We start from the raw sequence: 13981 nt of genomic DNA, 5'->3' as shown, positions 1-13981 counted from the left end.
GCAAATTTAAAGAATAACGGTTATATTTCTTCAGGCTATTACAGATTAAGTAAATTTGATTAAAACAAGTATGAGGAAATACAACGAAATTTTAGCAAACCGAATTGCGGAAAAATTAATGGATTTGCCAGATGTGGAGGAAAAAATAATGTTTGGTGGTATTGTTTTTATGGTTAATGGCAAAATGTGCATTGGTGTATCGAAAGAAGATATGATGCTACGGATAAATCCCAAGGCTTTGGAAAATTTAGACAACAAAAACGGCTGGAAGCAAATGACTATGGGAAGCAAACTAATGAAAGGCTATATTTTAGTTTCAGAAGATGTACTTAACCGAAATGACGAACTGGATTTCTGGATCAACTTGGCATTGGAGTTTAATCCAATAGCAAAGGCATCAAAACCTAAACGCTAATATTTTGTCCCTTTACATCAAAAGCATCGCGTAAGCCAATGGCTAAAACATTAAATGCATAAACCGTAAACATTATTGCCAAACCTGGTAAAACGGCTAGATAAGCGGCATCCATGATAATGTAACCAAAATGTTCCTTAATCATGCTTCCCCAACTTGGCATAGGCGGCTGAGCGCCAAAGCCCAGGAAACTCAACCCTGTTTCCAGTAAAATTGCGGATGCAAAATTTGCAGATGCTACAACTAGAATAGGCCCTGCAATATTTGGTAAAATGTGCTTTACAATTGTTCTAGATGTACTAAAACCCAAAGCTCTTGCGGCCTCTACAAATTCAACTTCTTTTAAAGCCATTACCTGTCCACGAACAAGTCTTGCTACATCAACCCAGGTTGATAAACCAACGGCTATAAAGATTTGCCAGAAACCTTTTCCTAATGCGAAGGAAATTGCAATAACCAATAATAGCGAAGGCAGCGACCAAACTACATTCATAAACCAACTTATTGCGGCATCTACTTTGCCACCAAAATATCCTGCAATTGCACCCAAGCTTACCCCAATAAATAAGGAAATAAGCACAGCCATTAATCCTACCGAAAGTGAAACCCGAATGCCTAATACTAATCTACTTAATAAATCTCGACCATAAATATCAGTACCCAAAAGGAAAGTTTTTGAATAAATATTATTTAACTCTAATAGTTTCTTTTCGTTGCCGAGTTTGGAGGGTAATGTGCAATTATTACATAAATCTTTAAGTTTATAACTAGATTCTTCTGCCCGTTCATCATCTCCAATATATTCGCGAATAAAAACTTGATTATTTGAAATTCTGTAAGAAGTTATAGGAATACTTTTAAAATTTGGTTCCTGGCCATAAAGCATGCGTTCGAAAAAGTTAACTTTTTTAACTTTTGGATTTTTGCTAATGATTAAAAACTGAAAACTCCGACCTGGTTTTTTATTGGTAAGCTGCAAATGCATGGTATTTGCATTTGGCGAATTATCGGGCATAATCAGATAGCCTAAAACTCCAATCAACATCAAAAGTAAAATAAAAATCAAGCCGCTTAGCGCAAGCTTGTTTCTACGAAATTTTAACCAGACTTTTCTTGATGGGCTATTATCCATTATCTAACCATTCTGCCTTTCCAATTGTATTTTCCGCTATTTCCTGCAATGCCGATATAGATAATGTACAGAATATGTAAAACATTTAAAAGAGGAATTAAAACCATCAGGCTTCTGCGTTTTGCAAAACCTGTTACATTCCATAAAAATAAGCTTTCTAAAATCATTTTAGCTAAAATCTGATAAAATGTAATCATGAAAAAACCTGGAATAAAAAATCCTGCTATAAAATTAGCCAAAATGCTAACATTAAAGCTCCAAACGAATACACCTAAAACAATTATTGATTTATTTTTATAACGCGTACTTTTCGAAGCCCAACGTTTACGCTGCTGAATAAAAGAAGCCAAAGTTGCTTTTGCATGCGTGTAAACAATGGCATCCTGGTTTTTTAAAAACCCAATTTTATCGGGATACTTTGCTGCGATTTTATGTAGCAGCAGTTCATCATCACCAGATGCTAAATCATCAATCCCCTGAAAACCCCCAACCTCATAAAAAGTCTTTTTCTCGTAAGCCAAATTTGCTCCATTACAGGTCGATGGTTTTCTATTGCCTATCGTTGATGCCCCCAAACCTATCAAGTATAAAAACTCTAAAGACTGCAATCGTTCAAATAAATTGTGCTCCTGAAAATAAGCCACGGGCGATGAAATCATTTTATACCCTTTTATCTGATAAAAATCTACAATACTCGAAAGCCATTTTTCACCCATTCTACAGTCAGCGTCTGTAGTAATAATTAAATCGCCAGAACAGCTTCCAATTGCAGTTTGAATCGCCTTTTTTTTATAAGAATTCAGGGCCTTATCTTCATTAAGCTTAATCAGTTTTACATTTTGATTAACATAACTCAAAACTATTTCGGCAGTCCGATCCGTAGAATGATCATCAATAATAATAATCTCTGTTAAATTTTTTGGGTATTGTTGCGCAAGTAAATCGTCGATGGTTTTACTAATATTCAATTCTTCATCTCGTGCGGCAACAATAATCGAAACCTTGGTTTTGGATTCAGAATTATGTGCTTTAAAAAAGATAAGCTTATGCCAGCCTGTAATAAACGTGACCACTAAAAAACCGTAAATTAACGTTAGAGCAGTTGATATTAGACTAATTAGATTTAGAATTTCCAAAAAAATTGAGTTTAAAAACGAAATAAGTGCCTAAGATAGCAGGAATAATAATATTTATTAGCCATATACTTGCCGTACATGCAATAACGGCAACATCTTGCTTGGTTATATAGCTAAAAAAGTACGAGGCTGTTACACTTCTAATACCAACATCAAACAAATCGAGCGACGGCAAAGTAGATTGAACAAAAAATAAAATGCAGATCATCATTACAATATCTGCATAATGCAAACCTGGAACCAGCCAAATAAAAAGTATAAAATATTGGGAGCTAAAAACCAGGTAGCGGGCTAAACAAAACATCAAAATTCTGAACAGTTCTCCCTTTCGGTAACGGCCCAAAATACTGTAAAATTTCTTGTATTTACGAGTAAATTTAAATGATAATAAAATGCCATTAAGCCATTGTATATTAAAATAAAATACGATAAAGAAAAGACAAAAAGCTACAGCTAAAATCTGAATGGCGAAGAATAAACGATAATCTAAATCGATAAAACGATAAATAAATAAGCTTAAGGCAATTGCACCAAAAATATTAGTTAAAACCAACTGACCAATATTTCCGACCGCCATTGCAACTACGCCTACAATTCTTCTTTTGGGTGATAAGAAGAAAACTCTTCCTCCGTATTCACCTAATCGGTTGGGCGTAAAAATGGCTAATGTTAGTCCGCAGAAAACAGATTCAATAGCCCTGTAAAAGCTGATACTTTCTATTTTCAACATTAACCTCTTCCACTTTGCAGCTTCTAAAAACCAGTTTACAAACATTAATAAGAAAACCAATCCGATAATGCTTATAATTTCTACTTTTGGAATATTGCTTAAAAGCAATTCGAAATTTTGCAGATTTTTATTGGCTACAACCTTGTGATAGATGAACCAAAAAGCAAATACAATAATTGCAGCTTTAATTATAATCGTTAATATTTTTTTGCTCCTTGCTGTCAACTTTATCTTTTTAGTTTGCAAATATGCTTAATATTGCTGTAATGTTGAACGAAAAAAAGGAACGCATAATTTTGGGAATTGACCCAGGTACAGCGGTGATGGGTTATGGGATTATTTTAGAGAAAGGGAATAAAACCGAATTGCTGAGTATGGGTGTGGTTAAAATGACTCACCTTGATGATCCTTTCTTAAAACTTCAACGAATTTTCGAAAAAACAGTTGTACTTATCGATCAATATAAACCAGACGTTTTAGCTATTGAAGCTCCATTTTATGGAAAAAATATTCAGGTTTTATTAAAACTAGGGCGGGCACAGGGAACGGCAATTGCAGCGGCTCTTTCGAGAAACATATCTGTAACCGAATATTCTCCAAGAAAGATAAAGCAATCGATTACAGGTAACGGAAATGCCACTAAAGAACAGGTAGCTGCTATGCTGCAACGTTTGCTAAATTTTAAAGAAACACCCGAGTTTTTAGATGCTACTGATGGTTTGGCCGTTGCAGTTTGCCATTCGTTTCAAAAAATCACTACTGGAGGCAAATCTAAAACTTATTCTGGTTGGGAATCTTTTGTAACTGATAATAAGACTAAAGTTAAGGGCTTAGCTGTTAAAGCTAAGAAATAGAATTAGTTTCGGTCGGCGTTTCACCGACCGAAATACTATATAATCAATGTATAAAATTAAAGAACGAATTAACTTAGACTTTTTTTATTTCTATAGTATTTGAAAGCAAGGTATCCTGCAATTACAAGTAAAAATAACATCCACAGATTAGAAAGCGCTAAAATTAACTCCATAAATATTGTCCAACCGTTTACAATATTAAGCCATAAACGATTAGCAAAAGCAGGGCGGTAATCAGATAAATTGTCATTTGCAACAACCATTGTTTTTACGGTATTATCCTGATAAAAATTAAGTGTAATGGTACTGTATTTCACACGAGCATCGATACTCATGTTGTCAATTTTCCGATCAACATAATCATCCTTTAAGGCCAAAGAGGTTTCTATATTATCGGTTTTTTTTGATGGAATTTGAGCAATCTGATTAGAAGCAACTACCCTATTCTGAGCTTTCATTTTATTTGCCAGATAAATAATACTCTGATCGTCCATTTTCATGGATGAACTATTTACAAATACCGCAATTTTAGCAATAGTATTCGTAAACTCATCAAGTTTTTCTGATGGAACTTTAGCTACCAGATAACCTTCCGTACGATAAGAAGTAATTTCTTTTAATGAATCGGTAGATAATCTTACCTTATCTGTTTCTTGAATTGCACTTTCGATAGAAAATTCGGCAATTGCTCCGCCTTGGGCTTTGATGGTTTGACTTAATTGTTCTTTGGTTTTCTGAACATCTTTTACGCGAAACCGCATATCGGCGGTTTTAATAATCTTCGAAGCGGCAGTATCAATAGCTTCTTTATTTAATTCATTTACACTGATGGCATCAGCGCTTTCTGATTTTCTATTAGCATTTTGGCAACCAAATAATCCTACGATTATGGCTATAGCAATAATATTCCTTTTCATGATTTAGTGGTTCTAAAAAATTAATCATTTTAAATATTTGCTTCAAATGGCCATTAGAAGTTCAACGTATTTTTTATTGTAACGTTGTATTTTCCCTTTATACAAAAAAGTGATTTAGGTAACCCTTAGTAGCTCGAGGCTTTAAGTTTTGGCGAGTTATTAGGAGGATTTAAAGCCTAAAATTTTAGCTTTGAGATTGCATTTAGCACTCGAATAGTTAGGTTTTCGTATGTAAATTAAACCTGACAGTAGTGTGCATGAAGCCAATTCTTTCAATTGGGCGAGTAAAGCGAATGGCAGGGCTAATGGAACCCAAAAGCACAGAAACTTGCTTTTCTAAATAATATTAAAACAAAAAAGCCTGTCGTGATTTTTAACATGACAGGCTTTAATATTTAGAGAGAAATACTATGCGTCTAAAATTTTGAACACACCTTTAATACTAATAATTGCACCGATGAATAAAATAATCCATGAAACTAAAGATAACATAGATGAATCGAAGGCGAAACGTAAATAAGTACCAACCATGCAAACCAGTACACCAAAAATTATTAATTTGTAGATTCCAGCCTGGTTAGCTGTTTTCATGCTTTCTGTATTGTGCTTTATTTCGTTGTTCTCCATAATGTTTATTTTTATGATGCTGCAAAAGTAATACTTATTGCTGAATAATTACATAAACTTAGTAACTTTTTAATCGTTCTAAGCGCTGTTTTGCTTTGTCTTTATCATTTAGGTTTTCGCCTTGATATAAAGGCTTTTCCCAGTCGCCATACATTGGGTTGGGCAGTACAATATATTTCACGCCAAAGAGTGTTTGATTCGTACTAACCTGCTCTGTTGTATTCTTATTTTCACGGTAAAACACATTGGAGAAATCGCTTAAATTATCGCCACATAACATCAAAATATTGTGGGTTTCGGCTATTTTTTGTCTTCTAGGTTCTTTATTAGAAGTTCCTTTTGAAACGAGCAAATGTGCATCATCTGCATATGGAAAACCAAATTTTTGCAAGTTCTTAAGCGTTGGTGTATAATCTTTTTCATCACGGTTGCTGAGGTAGAAAGTTTCGATATTTTTAGAAGCCGCAAATTTTAAAAAATCTAAAGCACCTGGTACGGTATCTGCCTGTGATAAATTTGTCCACGCTGTCCAATCGGCAGGGTTATAGCTTAAACCTTTTTTAATTTCATGACCTTGGAAGGGAGAATTATCTAAAACAGTTTCATCTATATCTACAATAACACAATTTGGTTTTTTACTGGTATCGGCCCATAAAGCTTCTTTAAGTGATAAGCGGGCAAAATTATAAGCTTGAAAACATAGTGCTTTATATTCGCCCGAAGTTTGTTGCCAAAGCACTGCATTAGTGTAATCTCTTGCTGGCGATTGCGCCTTAACAAAAAATGGAGCGAGTGTTAAGATGATTAAAATGTATTTTTTCATGATGGAATATTAATGAACAAAGATATTAACTCCTAATTATGCACAATACATTTATTCTAAATTAATTAAGGTAACCATCAATCAATTACGGTTAAACCACAAATAATTTACGCCATTTGTTATCCCATTAATTTTTTAGTTACAAGATTTCATTATTTTTAAGCACACACAAATAAAATCAATTATATGAAAACTAAAAAATTAATAGGGCTCGCAATAGCCTTATTGTGTCTTGCTGCCTGCAAGAAGGAAAACCCAATAATCGAGCCTCCAGTCATTGAAAAAACTGATCCATTGGAACTGTTAAAAGATTCTGTTTCGTACATTATTGATGGAAAGCAAATGGTACAAAAAAAATCACAAACAAGGAGTAACTCGTTAAGAAATGCCGTGGCTAATGTGAATCTCGATTCGTTAGTAAAGCAGAAAGAGTATACCTCGGGGGATAAAGATTCAGTGATGTTTGGAGTCGGGTTCCTTTTCGAAGATGGGAACAGAAACGGAATTGAGATCTCTTTCCTAAAAAAATACAACAAAAATCAAGCTCAGCCAGAAACCAACCAAACCAATTTTTTTGTACCCAAAAACAAATTAGATTTATTTTCTGTAGGCGAACGTAAATTCGCTATGGACTTTAGTAGAAATAATTCTCAAAACGGTGTTCTTTTTGAATTATCTGGAGATAATTATGGCTTGCAAACAAATGGATATTCGAGTCTTGCTTATCATGCGCCGTTAAAGCCTGAATTGCAAAGTCAATCTAAATTTGAAATCACAAACTTGCAAAAACTAAAATCAGGAAAGTACTTGTTAGAAGCAAAATTCAATGCATCAGTTTACCGGGCCGATGGCACGAATATTAAAAAAATTGAGAATGGATATTTACGGTTAATAATCAATCCAGAGAACCTTTATTTTTAACTAAAAAGCCCATTTCAATTAAGAATGGGCTTTTTAGTTAAATCCTTAGGCAAGCTTAGGATGACAAATCGGGTTTATCCGTTCAATGCTGCTGCACCACTTACAATCTCTGTTAACTCTGTTGTAATTGCTGCCTGACGAGCCTGGTTATACGAAAGTTTTAAAGCTTTCAATAATTCACCAGCATTTTCGGTTGCCTTATCCATCGATGTCATACGTGCGCCATGCTCAGATGCGTGAGAATCTAACACCGCTTTGTATAACTGAATTTTAATTGATTTAGGAATTAATTGTTCTACAATTTCTTCTTTCGAAGGCTCCAAGATGTAATCTACATTTGCAGCTTTTGCATCAGTTTTAACTTCTTCCTCTTTAACTAAAGGCAATAATTGTTCAGTAGTAATAAATTGGACCGCTGCGTTTCTGAAACGGTTGTAAATCACTTCCACTCTATCATATTCACCTTTAACAAAACCATCCATAATGGTATCGGTAATTTTGGTTACGTTTTCGAAGGTTAAAGCAGCATACAGTTCATTATTGTTACCAACAACGTTGTATTTACGCTTTTCGTAGAAATCCTGAGTTTTCTTACCAATAGAAATAATGCTAACATTACCGTTTTTAAACTGCTCGCTATATTTCTCAGCAATTAAATTGTTGGCCGCTTTAATTACGTTCATGTTAAAGGCACCAGCCAAACCACGGTTTGATGATACAGTAACAATTAAAACCTTATTGGGCTCACGCTCTTCGATAAAAGGCGATGAAGAACCTTCTAAACTTGCTGAAAGATTTTCTAAAATTTCTTTAAGTTTAGTTGCATAAGGACGTAAAGCGATAATTGCATTAGTAGCACGTTTCAACTTAGCAGCCGAAACCATTTTCATAGCTTTGGTAATCTGTTGGGTTGATTGTACCGACGCAATTCGGTTTCTTACTTCTTTTAAATTAGCCATTCTTTAAGTATCGAGTATTAAGTATCAAATATCAAGATTGGATTCGTTACCTGTCTTGATACCTGATACTCGCTACTTGTATCTAATTAATATTTACTTGAAATCTCTTTTGCAACTGTATCTAAAACACCGGTAATAGTATCATCAAATTTACCAGCTTTTAATGCTGCTAAAGTGTCTGGATGACGCATTTCCAATTGAGTTAAATATTCAGTTTCGAATTCTTTTACTTTATCAACTGGTACACTACGCATTAAGTTTTTAGTACCCGCATAAACGATAGCAACTTGTTTCTCTACAGTAAAAGGAGTAAACTGTGCTTGTTTTAACATTTGTACATTACGTGCACCTTTATCTAAAACCGATTTCGTTGCAGCATCTAAATCAGAACCGAATTTAGAGAAAGCCTCTAATTCACGGTATTGAGCCTGATCTAACTTTAAAGTACCAGCTACTTTTTTCATCGATTTAATTTGCGCATTACCACCTACACGTGATACCGAAATACCTACGTTAATAGCTGGACGAATACCTGAGTTGAACAAGTTCGACTCCAAGAAAATCTGACCATCAGTAATCGAAATTACGTTAGTTGGAATGTATGCAGAAACGTCACCAGCTTGAGTTTCAATAATTGGTAAAGCTGTTAATGAACCACCACCTTTAACAATATGTCTAATCGATTCTGGTAAATCGTTCATTGCTTTTGCGATATCATCATTTGCATTGATTTTCGCAGCTCTTTCTAACAAACGACTGTGTAAGTAGAAAACATCACCTGGATAAGCCTCACGACCTGGTGGACGACGTAGTAATAATGACACCTCACGGTAAGCAACAGCTTGTTTAGATAAATCATCATAAACAATTAAAGCTGGTCTTCCAGTATCACGGAAAAACTCGCCAATTGCAGCACCTGCAAACGGAGCATAAAACTGCATTGGAGCAGGATCTGCAGCCGAAGCAGCAACAACAACCGTATATGGTAAAGCGCCGTTTTCCTCTAGTGTACGTACAATGTTTGCAACGGTAGAGTTTTTCTGACCAATAGCAACATAAATACAGAACACAGGCTGGCCTGCTTCATAAAATTCTTTTTGGTTAATAATGGTATCAATACAAACCGCTGTTTTACCAATCTGACGATCGCCAATAACCAACTCACGTTGACCACGACCAATTGGAATCATTGCATCGATTGCTTTAATACCAGTTTGTAAAGGCTCATTTACTGGCTGACGATAAATTACACCAGGTGCTTTACGCTCTAAAGGCATTTCGTAAGTTTCACCTTGAATTGGACCTTTACCATCTAAAGGCTCACCTAAAGTGTTAACTACACGGCCAAGCATACCTTCACCAACTTTAATAGAGGCAATTTTTTTAGTACGTTTAATTGTATCACCTTCTTTAATCCCGTCAGAAGCACCTAAAAGTACCACACCAACGTTATCTTCTTCAAGGTTTAATACAATGCCTTGCAGGCCGTTTCCAAATTCAACCAACTCACCCGATTGAACTTTAGTTAAACCGTAAACACGGGCAATACCGTCGCCCACTTGCAACACGGTACCAACTTCTTCCAGTTCGGTTTCTGATTTGAAGCCCGCCAATTGCTGTCTGATAATTGCCGATACTTCGTCTGGTCTTACCTCTACCATAATTTTAATTTATATCTTTTTGTAAATGTAAATCTTGTACTTTTTTGTTATTCCAGTCCCGCTTTCTGCTTAATTTTTGTCCTTCGACTACGCTCAGGATGACAAAAATACCGCTGCCAATCGGGTTTATATTATTTATTGCAGTAGTTCTTTTGTTATTTCAGTACCACTCAAAGTTTCTAAAAAACCCCATCTTGATACTTAATACTAACTACTTTATACTTCTAAGCAGCAAATTCTTTCTTAAGTTTATTTAATCCGCTGGCAATGCTTGCATCAAACTGCTTGTCGCCAACCTTTAAAATAAAACCACCAATAAGTTTTTCGTCAATTTTTTCGTTAACAATAACCTCATTAGCGCCTAATTCTCTTTTTACAATAGCAACAATCTGTTCTTTAGCAGCTCCGCTTAAAACAGTTGCAGTTGTAACATCAGCAGTAACAATACCTTTTATTTTATTGTATTGCTCTATAAATTGTTTTGCAGTAGCAAATAAAATAGCTGAACGTCCTTTAGAAACCACAATTTTAAAGAAAGTAAGCGTTAACGCACCTACTTTATCAGTGAAAATCCCGTTTAAAATACCAGTTTTTTTATCTAAAGGTACAATTGGGTTTTTCAATATCGCTTCTAACTCCGGGGTTTTATCAACCACATTTTCAAACAATACCATATCGTTATAAGCATCAGCCAATGTATTATTTTCAACGGCTAAGTCTATTAATGATTTTGCGTATCTGCTTGCAACTTTAATTTCTGACATATATTTTGAGTCGTAAGTTGTAAGTGATAAGTGATACGTTTTAGTTGTTGATTAATAACCCGACAACTCTACCCAATACTTAAAACTTAAAACGTAATACTTATAACTTAATTTAATTCAACGTCTTTTAACAAATTAGCTACTAAAGCTTCTTGTTTAGTTTTATCATCTAACTGTGTACGTAAAACACGTTCAGCAATTTCTAATGATAATGTAGAAACCTGATCTTTAACTTCTGCTAAAGCTGCTTTCTTTTGGTTTTCGATTTCGATTTTAGCTTTCTCAATCAATTTAGCACCTTCTACCTGAGCTTGTTTTTTAGCTTCGTTTAAGATACCATCTTTTAAAGTTTTAGCTTCTTTCAAAATTTCATCGCGTTCAGCACGTGCTTGCTGCATTAAATCTTGATTTTGAGCAGTTAATCTAGCCATTTCTTGTTTAGCTAAATCCGCTTTGTTTAATGCATCATCAATACTTTGCTCACGCTCATGTATTGCTTTCATAATTGGTTTCCAGGCAAATTTACCTAGTAAAAACAACAACAGTAAAAAAGCAATGGTATTCCATACCAACAAGCCAATTTCAGGAACTAATAAATCCATCTTATATATTTAATATTCTTATTACACGATACAATTTAAACAAGAACCTAAACGGCAATCCCGAATAGGTTCTTGTATTGATTTTTTCTTTGATTATTTTGCAATCAAAGAAACTACTACTGCGAATAAAGCAACCGCCTCGATAAAGGCTGCAGCGATAAGCATAGCAGTTTGAATTTTTGAAGCGGCTTCTGGTTGACGAGCAATAGATTCCATTGCAGATCCACCAATTTTACCGATACCTAATCCTGCGCCAATTGCAGCTAGGCCTGCACCGATTGCAGCTAAAGATGTAATTCCCATTTTTATTTATTTATTTATTTAACAATTATTGTTCTAATTAATGGTGTTCCTCTACGGCCATACCTATAAATAAGGCCGATAGAATTGTAAATATAAACGCTTGAATAAATGCTACCAAAAACTCAATTAAGCCGATAAATACAGCAAAGAAAATTGAAGCAGGTGCTATCCAAAGTGAGTTAAAGATAAAAATTAAGCAAAGTAACGACATTACTAAGATGTGACCAGCAGTAATGTTCGCGAATAACCTGATGGCTAAAGCGATAGGCTTAGTGAAAATACCAAAAATCTCTACTGGAATCATTAATGGTTTTAACCACCATGGCACAGGCGGGTTAAGAATGTGTCCCCAGTAGTTTTTATTACCTTTAAAAGTGATAATTAAGAAAGTACATGCTGCTAAAACTATAGTTAAAGCAATGTTACCCGTTACGTTAGCACCACCTGGAAAGAATGGAACCAAACCTAACATATTGTTCAACCAGATAAAAAAGAATACCGACAATAGATAAGGCATAAAAGCCGCATATTTATGACCAAGATTTGGTCTGGCGATATCATCACGAACAAAAATAATAATTGGCTCTAAGAAAGATTGTAAACCTTTAGGCGCTTTACCTTCTCTTTTCTTATATGAAGAAGCAACTACAGTAAAAACAATTACTAACAGCACAACTGAAAGCAACATACTAAAAACGTTTTTTGTAATCGAGAAATCGATTGGGCGGGCGTTTGTTACTTTCTCTTCTCCACCTACGATTTCGTGAGAAACGAAAGAACCATGTTCATTTGCGGTAGTATTAGCGTAATAAATTTTATTGTGGGCAATTGCAAAACGTTGACCGTCTTTTTCTACAACCTGCGTACCATCATCATTAAACTTAAAAGCAGAGGAGTTAAAAGTTACCAAACCATTATTTGTCCATAAAATGATTGGCAAATGCAAATGAAAACCATGCTCTCCATGACCAAAAAGCGTAAAATAATGACTATCACTAATGTGATGAAAGATGAAAGTGGTAATATCAAAACCTTTCTCTTTTTCTCCGTGAGCTTCATTTTGGGCTACAGCCGAACCTACTTCACTTGTGTTTGCAACAGCACTATCTACAGGCAACGAAGCAACGCTATCAACTTGAGCGAAAGTATCATTTTTGATAGATAAAAACGCTGTTAAAAGCGCAAAAACAACAATTACCTTCTTAACTTTCGACATGAAAACTTGGTTAAAATCCATTTATTGGCAGTTTTTTACTTTAAATTTTGGTGGCGCAAGTTACACAACAAACAATACATTTCAAAGGCCGTAAACAATAAATAAAGAGAAAAAAAATTTACGATAAAAAGAACCGCATTTTCCTTAGTATTTATACTGTAAATCAGCACAAAAGCCATACAAAAAATCATCTTCACAATAACAGAGCCTAATATGGCCATAACACCCATCTCTGGATTTCGATTTATACCAATATAAGCAAGTGCGTAAGCGATATAAGTTATGCCAGCTAAAAAGCCAAAAATTACCCAAAAACTAGCCACAAAAAGCTGAGCTGTTGAAAAAATTAACGGCACGACAAAAATTAGGCTGATTAGCAATCCGACGAAAATCAAATAAAAACTGGTGAATTTGGCTAGAGTCAAGGGAATAATTTCTTTGCTATTTAAAAACTTTGCCAAAGATAAGGTTTTTAAAATCAAACATCTAGTAGAGTTTCACTAAATTGAATCGGTACTTAAAACGAGAATATTTTATTAATTACTTTTAAGCAGATTTTATAATACATCAAAATATAATTATCGAAATCACTTCATTACCTGCCTAATTACCTGAAATAAGGCTATCCCTACTCCTAATAAAGCAAAAGCCGCGGTAATGATATTCGTTTCGCTTTGTCTGTGCTGGTCTATTTTATAGCCTATAAAAGTTAGTAAACCTATTGTTGCAATCATTTGAAAACCAATAGCCGAATATTTTGCAGCTGCATTCACCTTTTTTTCACTATTCTCTTCTTTAGGCTTTTCCATTTTTTAATGCAATAATTATTTAACTTTGAATAATTAAAATTTGTTTCAAGATGAAATAATTTTAACTAAATTTTGTTTACTGTATATCACTAACGCGATTATTTATACTTGA

17 protein-coding genes are annotated in these 13981 nt (G+C 34.5%); 3 read left to right on the top strand and 14 right to left on the bottom strand.

The features are described 5' to 3' along the window. Window positions 1–70: 70 nt before the first annotated feature. Window positions 71–415, top strand: coding sequence for a TfoX/Sxy family protein (locus ACZZZI_RS12790; RefSeq protein WP_316755930.1), 345 nt, complete (start codon window positions 71–73; stop codon window positions 413–415). Here the strand turns inward: ACZZZI_RS12790 and ACZZZI_RS12785 are convergent. From ACZZZI_RS12785 to ACZZZI_RS12775, 3 genes are read right to left on the bottom strand one after another with little or no spacing between them, the layout of a single operon-like run. Beyond that, window positions 405–1547: an ABC transporter permease gene (locus tag ACZZZI_RS12785; protein ID WP_344766709.1), complete on the bottom strand. Its 1143-nt coding sequence runs from the start codon at window positions 1545–1547 to the stop codon at window positions 405–407. The genes ACZZZI_RS12790 and ACZZZI_RS12785 overlap by 11 nt on opposite strands. Next, entirely contained in the window at window positions 1547–2683 is a 1137-nt protein-coding gene (locus ACZZZI_RS12780; RefSeq protein WP_344766707.1) for a glycosyltransferase family 2 protein, read from the bottom strand. Before ACZZZI_RS12780 ends, ACZZZI_RS12785 begins: the two co-directional genes overlap by 1 nt. Continuing rightward, a complete protein-coding gene (locus ACZZZI_RS12775; protein ID WP_316755924.1) occupies window positions 2661–3638 on the bottom strand; it encodes a hypothetical protein in 978 nt (325 codons plus the stop codon). Before ACZZZI_RS12775 ends, ACZZZI_RS12780 begins: the two co-directional genes overlap by 23 nt. Before the next feature lie 41 nt (window positions 3639–3679). Here ACZZZI_RS12775 and ruvC point away from each other — a divergent pair, with 41 nt between their 5' ends. Beyond that, window positions 3680–4267: a crossover junction endodeoxyribonuclease RuvC gene (gene ruvC / locus ACZZZI_RS12770; RefSeq protein ID WP_316755922.1), complete on the top strand. Its 588-nt coding sequence runs from the start codon at window positions 3680–3682 to the stop codon at window positions 4265–4267. 68 nt (window positions 4268–4335) lie between these two features. Here the strand turns inward: ruvC and ACZZZI_RS12765 are convergent, their stop codons facing one another. From ACZZZI_RS12765 to ACZZZI_RS12755, 3 genes are all read right to left on the bottom strand, one after another. Next, window positions 4336–5184: a DUF4349 domain-containing protein gene (locus tag ACZZZI_RS12765; protein WP_316755921.1), complete on the bottom strand. Its 849-nt coding sequence runs from the start codon at window positions 5182–5184 to the stop codon at window positions 4336–4338. Between the two features lie 408 nt (window positions 5185–5592). After that, window positions 5593–5811, bottom strand: a complete 219-nt coding sequence (locus ACZZZI_RS12760; protein ID WP_316755918.1) for a hypothetical protein — start codon at window positions 5809–5811, stop codon at window positions 5593–5595. A gap of 58 nt (window positions 5812–5869) precedes the next feature. Further along, window positions 5870–6634 (bottom strand): 5'-nucleotidase, lipoprotein e(P4) family, encoded by a 765-nt coding sequence (locus tag ACZZZI_RS12755; protein ID WP_316755917.1) that lies wholly within the window; start codon window positions 6632–6634, stop codon window positions 5870–5872. Between the two features lie 186 nt (window positions 6635–6820). Between ACZZZI_RS12755 and ACZZZI_RS12750 the strand changes: the two genes are divergently transcribed. Continuing rightward, a complete protein-coding gene (locus tag ACZZZI_RS12750; protein WP_316755914.1) occupies window positions 6821–7555 on the top strand; it encodes a hypothetical protein in 735 nt (244 codons plus the stop codon). Window positions 7556–7629: 74 nt separating this feature from the next. On the opposite strand, the gene atpG is transcribed toward ACZZZI_RS12750, so the two are convergent. From atpG to ACZZZI_RS12710, 8 genes are all read right to left on the bottom strand, one after another. After that, window positions 7630–8514 carry an ATP synthase F1 subunit gamma gene (gene atpG, locus ACZZZI_RS12745; RefSeq protein WP_316755912.1) on the bottom strand — a complete coding sequence of 295 codons (885 nt, stop codon included), beginning with the start codon at window positions 8512–8514 and terminating at the stop codon, window positions 7630–7632. Window positions 8515–8600: 86 nt separating this feature from the next. Beyond that, window positions 8601–10175 (bottom strand): F0F1 ATP synthase subunit alpha, encoded by a 1575-nt coding sequence (gene atpA, locus ACZZZI_RS12740; RefSeq protein ID WP_463489616.1) that lies wholly within the window; start codon window positions 10173–10175, stop codon window positions 8601–8603. Between the two features lie 224 nt (window positions 10176–10399). Further along, on the bottom strand, window positions 10400–10939 hold the full coding sequence (atpH, locus tag ACZZZI_RS12735; protein WP_463489615.1) for an ATP synthase F1 subunit delta: 540 nt from the start codon (window positions 10937–10939) through the stop codon (window positions 10400–10402). 107 nt (window positions 10940–11046) lie between these two features. After that, on the bottom strand, window positions 11047–11541 hold the full coding sequence (locus ACZZZI_RS12730) for a F0F1 ATP synthase subunit B (protein WP_316755905.1): 495 nt from the start codon (window positions 11539–11541) through the stop codon (window positions 11047–11049). Between the two features lie 93 nt (window positions 11542–11634). Beyond that, complete coding sequence (gene atpE, locus ACZZZI_RS12725; protein WP_316755903.1) at window positions 11635–11844, bottom strand: ATP synthase F0 subunit C; 210 nt, start codon at window positions 11842–11844, stop codon at window positions 11635–11637. 37 nt (window positions 11845–11881) lie between these two features. Continuing rightward, window positions 11882–13060 (bottom strand): F0F1 ATP synthase subunit A, encoded by a 1179-nt coding sequence (gene atpB / locus ACZZZI_RS12720; RefSeq protein ID WP_316755901.1) that lies wholly within the window; start codon window positions 13058–13060, stop codon window positions 11882–11884. A gap of 35 nt (window positions 13061–13095) precedes the next feature. Continuing rightward, window positions 13096–13542 carry a hypothetical protein gene (locus ACZZZI_RS12715; RefSeq protein ID WP_463489614.1) on the bottom strand — a complete coding sequence of 149 codons (447 nt, stop codon included), beginning with the start codon at window positions 13540–13542 and terminating at the stop codon, window positions 13096–13098. 105 nt (window positions 13543–13647) lie between these two features. Further along, entirely contained in the window at window positions 13648–13869 is a 222-nt protein-coding gene (locus ACZZZI_RS12710) for an AtpZ/AtpI family protein (protein ID WP_344766695.1), read from the bottom strand. Between the last annotated feature and the right edge of the window lie 112 nt (window positions 13870–13981).

The organism is Pedobacter sp. AC190 (assembly GCF_979258025.1).
The sequence above is the reverse complement of the archived record's forward strand: the minus strand, read 5'-3'. Positions and strand labels throughout refer to the sequence as shown.

What these genes read in the sequence shown, in the direction of transcription:
- ACZZZI_RS12750 (WP_316755914.1), top strand. Translation starts at nt 6,821, where the DNA reads ATGAAAACTAAAAAATTAATAGGGCTCGCAATAGCCTTATTGTGTCTT.
- atpA (WP_463489616.1), bottom strand. Translation starts at nt 10,175, where the DNA reads ATGGTAGAGGTAAGACCAGACGAAGTATCGGCAATTATCAGACAGCAA.
- ACZZZI_RS12785 (WP_344766709.1), bottom strand. Translation starts at nt 1,547, where the DNA reads ATGGATAATAGCCCATCAAGAAAAGTCTGGTTAAAATTTCGTAGAAAC.
- ACZZZI_RS12790 (WP_316755930.1), top strand. Translation starts at nt 71, where the DNA reads ATGAGGAAATACAACGAAATTTTAGCAAACCGAATTGCGGAAAAATTA.
- ruvC (WP_316755922.1), top strand. Translation starts at nt 3,680, where the DNA reads ATGTTGAACGAAAAAAAGGAACGCATAATTTTGGGAATTGACCCAGGT.
- ACZZZI_RS12765 (WP_316755921.1), bottom strand. Translation starts at nt 5,184, where the DNA reads ATGAAAAGGAATATTATTGCTATAGCCATAATCGTAGGATTATTTGGT.
- ACZZZI_RS12760 (WP_316755918.1), bottom strand. Translation starts at nt 5,811, where the DNA reads ATGGAGAACAACGAAATAAAGCACAATACAGAAAGCATGAAAACAGCT.
- ACZZZI_RS12710 (WP_344766695.1), bottom strand. Translation starts at nt 13,869, where the DNA reads ATGGAAAAGCCTAAAGAAGAGAATAGTGAAAAAAAGGTGAATGCAGCT.
- atpG (WP_316755912.1), bottom strand. Translation starts at nt 8,514, where the DNA reads ATGGCTAATTTAAAAGAAGTAAGAAACCGAATTGCGTCGGTACAATCA.
- ACZZZI_RS12730 (WP_316755905.1), bottom strand. Translation starts at nt 11,541, where the DNA reads ATGGATTTATTAGTTCCTGAAATTGGCTTGTTGGTATGGAATACCATT.
- atpE (WP_316755903.1), bottom strand. Translation starts at nt 11,844, where the DNA reads ATGGGAATTACATCTTTAGCTGCAATCGGTGCAGGCCTAGCTGCAATT.
- ACZZZI_RS12755 (WP_316755917.1), bottom strand. Translation starts at nt 6,634, where the DNA reads ATGAAAAAATACATTTTAATCATCTTAACACTCGCTCCATTTTTTGTT.
- atpB (WP_316755901.1), bottom strand. Translation starts at nt 13,060, where the DNA reads ATGTCGAAAGTTAAGAAGGTAATTGTTGTTTTTGCGCTTTTAACAGCG.
- atpH (WP_463489615.1), bottom strand. Translation starts at nt 10,939, where the DNA reads ATGTCAGAAATTAAAGTTGCAAGCAGATACGCAAAATCATTAATAGAC.